Genomic DNA, 6,151 nt, shown 5'->3' on the forward strand with positions numbered 1-6,151 from the left:
TTCCTTATTCGTAAGCATTCAGCAGTAAGCATTCAGCTATTAAATTATTATCTTAGTAAGGAGAATTCAAAATTATGTTTACCTAAAAATTGTGGTTTAAAGCCTTCCCTTTTAAGGAGATAATAAAGAAAATTTTTCCTTTGAGTCAATCCTCTCCTTGAAAAGAAGAGGTAATTATTAATTATTCATTATTAAAGTAGCATTCCGCAGTCAAGAAAAAGGGTAAGCATTTCCTGCAGAATGCTGCGCAAACAGCTATTAGCTGTCAACTATCAGCAACAATAATCTATCTTATGGGACAGTGTTTAAATTAATATAGACTTTAAGGGCAAGGGAGCTAAATTTTTTAGCAAGATAAATAATAAAGCTTTTATCATAAAATAAAAGCAATAGCTGATGCCTGATAGTTGAGTGCTGAATGCTTACCCTTATTCTTACCTCCTGAATTTTCTGAATCCTGACTCTTCCATAATAAGTAGTAATCATAACTAAGATAAAAAAATGTGGGAACTATTAAAAACAATTTTTTCTCCAACTCAATATATGCCTCACGGTAGTTGTTATTTATGGCAAACTTCATTAGTGTGGCTCCACCTTCTGAGCGATCTACTAATAGCGATCGCCTATTTTTCTATACCAGCAATGTTGCTGTATTTTCTCTGTAAACGTAAAAAAGAAGTTCCATTTTTAGGAGTATTTATTTTATTTGGAGCATTCATTATTTTATGTGGGTTTGGTCATTTATTAGAAATCTGGACATTGTGGCATCCTGCTTACTGGTTTGCTGGTGTAGAGCAAGCATTAACTGCTTTAGTTTCTTGTTGTACAGCTTTACAAATGGCTACACTTTTGCCTCAATTTCTGGCTTTAAAAACACCGGAACAATTAGAAGCAGTTAATAGAGAATTACAACATCAAATAGTAGAACGTCAACAGGCAGAACAGATATTACAAAATATTGTTGTTGCAACTTCTTCTGTTACAGGGGAAGAGTTTTTTCCAGCTTTAGTAGAAAATTTAGCAAAAGCTTTAGATGTTACTTATGTAATAGTCAGTGAAAAATTTAACGACTCTTTCGAGTTAAAAACATTAGCTATTTGGGGGGAGGGAAAAATTAGAGATAAGATCGAATATAATTTCCTAAATTTACCCTGTGGAGCAGTTATTAATGAAGAGAAAATATTGTACTATCCTCAAAAAATTCAGGAAACTTTCCCGGACAAAACTATTTTGCAAAAGATGAAAGCTGAATCTTATCTAGGAATGCCATTATTAGATGAAAATCAGCAAGTAATTGGGGTATTATGTGTGGTTAGTAATAACACTTTAGCTGACCCAGAAAATGCCATGGCAATGATGAAAGTTTTTGCTACTAGAGCAACTTCTGAATTACTACGCCAAAGAGCAGAAATAGCACGCCGTCAAGCTTATGATGAATTAGAAATTCGGGTTCAAGAGGCTACCGAAGGGTTACGTTTGCGTACTGCTGAGTTAGTAGAAGCAAATACTGTTTTAGAAAGAGAAATTGAAGAAAAAGTTGCAGCATGGTTGGCAATAAAAGCTAGAGAAAATCGTCTAAGAAAACAACAAACTGGATTATTAAAACTAGCTAAAAGCAAAAATTTATATGAAGGAAACTTGCAAGCTGCTTTACAAGAAATTACAGAATTAGCAAGTCATATTCTTCATGTAGAAAAGACGAGTGTATGGTTATATAGTGAGGATAAATCAGAACTTAAATGTGCAGATTCATATGAAGAATCGACCACACAACATAGTAAAGAAAATTCACTATTTACTAGGGGTGATTCTCTACTATTTCAAAATGTTAATTATCGAGATATGATTATTGAAGATAATATTGATCGGCACCTCAATACGCAAGAAAAATTAGTAGATTATTTTTCTCCTATTCCAGTTAGTAGCACTTTGAATATCCCAATTAATTTTAAGGGAAAAATAACTGGTTTTATTTGTCTAGATGATAAAGGAAATAATAGAAATTGGGAAGTAGAAGAACAGAATTTCGGTAGTTATTTAGCATATATGACTGCTCTAGCAATGGAATCTCGCGATCGCCTCCAGGCAGAGTTTAATCTACGTCAAAAAAATCAAGAGTTAGCTACTACTCTTCAGCAACTACAAACAGCTCAACAAGAATTAATTCAATCAGAAAAAATGGTGGCTCTCGGACAATTAGTGGCTGGAGTAGCTCACGAAATTAATACTCCTTTAGGAGCGATTAATTCTTCAATTAATAGTATTGCTAATTTCTGGGAAACTTATCTAGAAAAGTTACCTATTTTCTTCAAAGAACTTTCTCCTCAGTGGCAGGAAGACTTTTTTACTCTACTTAAAAAATCAAACTCTGGGCGCACTTCTTTATCTACTAGAGAGCAGCGTCAAATAAAAAGAAATTTAGTTAGTCAACTTAAGACAAATTTAGTCGATCAAAGTACTACTATTGCTAACTATTTGGTAGGAATAGGAGTCTATGATAACTTAGAAGAATTTTTACCATTATTGAGAGACTCAAATAGTGAAGAAATTCTTAAAATTGCTTATCAATTTGCTAATGTTCAAACCAGTAGTCACACTATTCGTACTGCTGCAGAAAGAGCGGCAAAAGTAGTATTTGCACTCAAAACTTATGCTCGCTATGACTCTACAGGTAAGAAAATAAAAGCCAATGTTCTAGAAGGTATTGAAACAGTTTTAACTCTATATCATAATAAAATGAAGCATGGTGTCGAAGTGATTAAAGAATTTGATAGTTCTTTACCTCCTATTGAATGTTATCCTGACGAGTTAAATCAAGTTTGGACAAATTTAATTCACAACGCTTTACAAGCAATGGAATACAGTGGTAATTTAACTATTCAAGCAACTCAGGCAGATGCCGATCTTAAAGTAAGTATTACTGATAGTGGTCAGGGAATACCACCTGAGATTCTATCAAAAATATTTCAACCATTTTTTACAACTAAACCAGCAGGAGAAGGTAGTGGTTTAGGATTAGATATTGTGAAAAAAATAATTGAAAAACATGATGGTAAAATAGAAGTGAAATCTGTTCCAGGTCAAACAACTTTTACAGTATATTTACCGATAAATAAAATGGAGATAAAGTAAAAATGAGTGATATGGCGATTGTATGTGTGGATGATGAATTATCAATTTTAAAAAGTTTAGAAGTAGAGCTTATAGAAGCATTTGAAGATCGATATATTTATGAATTTGCAGAAACAGCAAATGAAGCTTTAGAAATTATTGATGAATTAGAAGAGGAAGGAACAAAAATTTTCATCATAGTTTCTGATTGGTTAATGCCAGGAGTTAAAGGAGATGAACTTTTGATTAGGGTTCATAGTAAATATCCTCAAATTATCAAAATAATGTTGACTGGACAAGCTGATGAAAAATCTATCGAAAGAGCGATAAAAGAAGCTAATTTATATCGTTGCTTGACTAAACCTTGGAATCATGATGAATTAGTATCAACCATTGAAAATGCTCAGATTAATACTAATTAACTAAAAAAAAGCAAAGCTGATGAATCAAATAGTGATTATTTGCGTTGATGACGAACCTATGATTTTAGATAGTCTCCGCATAGAATTAGAAGGAAATTTAGGAGATGATTGTTTGATTGAATTAGCCCAAAGTGGTGAAGAAGCTTTAGAAATATTTACAGAGTTAAGAGAAGATAATTATGAAATCCCAATAGTTATTGCTGATTATATTATGCCAGATATGAAAGGAGATGAACTGCTTAAACGTATTCATTCTATCTCTCCTCAAACTCTGAAAATAATGCTTACTGGTCAAGCAGATGTAGCAGGAGTAGGAAATGCTATTAATTATGCAAACTTATATCGTTATATTCCTAAACCTTGGGAATCTGAAGACCTGAAATTAACAATAAAAGAAGCTTTAAATAGCTATTTTAGAAAGCAGGAGATAGCCAACAAAAATGCAGATTTAGATAGAATAAATCAGGAACTATATCAAGCTAACTTTGACTTAAAAAAAGCTTTAGAAGCTGAATTAAAATTAACTGCTACTGCCACTCAATTTGTACCTCATCAATTTTTATCTTTGATGGGATATCAAAATATTACAGATGTCAAATTAGGAGATAGTGTCAAGCAGAAAATGTCAGTTCTATTTTCTGATATTCGCAACTTTACCACTCTTTTAGAAACCATGACACCAGAAGATAGTTTTAAATTTATCAATGGCTATCTCTCCAGAATGGAACCAGCAATAATTGAACATCACGGCTTTATTGATAAATACATTGGCGATGGAATAATGGCACTATTTGCCGATAAAGCAGATGACGCTATTCATGCAGCTATTTCAATTTTAAGAAGACTACATGAATATAATAAAACTCGACAAAGACCAGAAAGATTACCATTAAAAATTGGAATAGGAATTAATACAGGAGATTTAATTTTAGGTACAGTAGGAGGCGCTCAAAGAATAGATGGTACAGTTATTGGTGATGCAGTAAACTTAGCATCTCGTTTAGAAGAATTAACCAAACTATATGATGTATCTTTATTAATAAGTAGTTCTACTTTTATATCATTAGAAAATCCGGTAAAATATTCTATTAGATTAATTGACAGAGTTAAGGTAAAAGGAAAAGAAAAAATAGTGACAGTATTTGAAATTTTTGATGCAGATCCACCTGAACTTTTAGAAGGTAAGACAATGACAAAACACGTATATGAAGAAGCAATAATATTGTATTATCAAAGAAAATTCAGTCAAGCAGCTCAAGGGTTTCAAGATTGTCTGAGTAAAAACCCTAACGATCGAGTAGCTCAAATTTATTTAGAACGTTGTCAAAAGAATAGGGAATAGGGAACAGGGAAAGCATAAAGAGAATAAAAAAATAGGAAAAGCAGATAAATTTAAAAAAACATTATGAACGACTACCTTATTGATAACTCCCGTTTATTCTAACTCTTAACTACTTCCTACTCCCTACTCCCTATTCCCTACCTCAACAAAAAAAACTTCCATTTGTAAACCCTAAGATAAATTCATTTATAATAAAAATTTAACTTTATATAATTGGAAACTTAACAGAACTAATGTCCGTATTGTTAGCGATCGCAGTTTTAGGCGCACTCATTGTAGTTCACGAGCTAGGCCATTTTCTGGCAGCTCGACTCCAAAAAATCCACGTTAATCGTTTTTCCATTGGCTTATTTGGCCCGATATTATGGAAGTATCAAGGGCCAGAAACAGAATATGCCATTCGCAGCTTTCTATTTGGTGGTTTTGTGGGTTTTCCCGATAATGACCCCGATAGTACAATTCCCAAAGATGACCCAGATCTATTACGCAACCGCCCCATCCTCGACCGAGCGATCGTTCTCAGTGCAGGAGTAATTGCCAATCTAATATTTGCTTATCTTCTACTAGTTACTCAAGTGAGCATCATTGGCATACCAGAATTTAACTATGCTCCAGGAGTAAAAGTTCCAGCAGTTGCCACAGATATTAGCTCTGCAGCTACTCAAGCAGGTATTAAATCAAATGATATTATTTTATCCGTTAACGATCGGCAATTAGGCCCAGACAAAGAAGCTATTACTACCCTAGTAGAAACAATTCAAAATAGTCCTAATCAACCTTTGGATATGGAGCTTCAGCGTGACGGACAAAAGCTATTTGTTGAAGTCATACCAGACTTAGGAAATGATGGCAAAGGTCGTATTGGAGTACAACTAATTTCCAATGGAGACATAGTGAGACATCGCCCTGACAATATTTTTGCAGCTTTTAGCGTCGGTGCTAATGAATTTCAAAGGATTGTGGTTTTAACACTTCAAGGTTTTGGGCAACTAATTAGTAACTTTAGTCAGACAGCAGGGCAACTTGCCGGGCCTGTGGCCATTGTAGATATGGGGGCCAAAATTGCTGAAGACAATATAGGGGAATTATTTCAATTTGCAGCATTGATTAGCATTAACTTAGCAGTGATTAATATTTTGCCTTTACCAGCTTTAGACGGCGGTCAGTTAGCATTTTTATTAATAGAAGGAATAAGAGGTAAACCCTTACCTATGAATATTCAGGAAAATGTGATGCAGACAGGTTTAGTGCTATTGTTAGGCTTAGGAATTTTCTT

At 33.6% G+C, this 6,151-nt stretch carries 4 protein-coding genes; all 4 read left to right on the forward strand.

Features of this window, described 5'->3' with window-relative positions; genetic code table 11:
- Positions 1 to 501 precede the first annotated feature (501 nt).
- Positions 502 to 3,132: a GAF domain-containing sensor histidine kinase gene (locus AC3DU7_RS21995; RefSeq protein ID WP_488041438.1), complete on the forward strand. Its 2,631-nt coding sequence runs from the start codon at positions 502 to 504 to the stop codon at positions 3,130 to 3,132.
- Between the two features lie 2 nt (positions 3,133 to 3,134).
- The gene (locus tag AC3DU7_RS22000) at positions 3,135 to 3,533 is read left to right on the forward strand and encodes a response regulator (RefSeq protein ID WP_488041439.1); all 399 of its coding nucleotides are present in this window, start codon (positions 3,135 to 3,137) and stop codon (positions 3,531 to 3,533) included.
- A 19-nt stretch (positions 3,534 to 3,552) separates the two neighbouring features.
- Complete coding sequence (locus AC3DU7_RS22005; protein ID WP_488041440.1) at positions 3,553 to 4,875, forward strand: adenylate/guanylate cyclase domain-containing protein; 1,323 nt, start codon at positions 3,553 to 3,555, stop codon at positions 4,873 to 4,875.
- 233 nt (positions 4,876 to 5,108) lie between these two features.
- Positions 5,109 to 6,151, forward strand: a 1,043-nt coding sequence (gene rseP, locus AC3DU7_RS22010) for an RIP metalloprotease RseP (RefSeq protein WP_488041441.1), incomplete at its 3' end; no start/stop codon positions are given.

This window comes from Okeania sp. (genome assembly GCF_983059655.1).

Excerpts from the sequence above, each read along its gene's own strand:
- AC3DU7_RS21995 (WP_488041438.1), top strand. The coding sequence starts at position 502 with ATGTGGGAACTATTAAAAACAATTTTTTCTCCAACTCAATATATGCCT.
- AC3DU7_RS22000 (WP_488041439.1), top strand. The coding sequence starts at position 3,135 with ATGAGTGATATGGCGATTGTATGTGTGGATGATGAATTATCAATTTTA.
- AC3DU7_RS22005 (WP_488041440.1), top strand. The coding sequence starts at position 3,553 with ATGAATCAAATAGTGATTATTTGCGTTGATGACGAACCTATGATTTTA.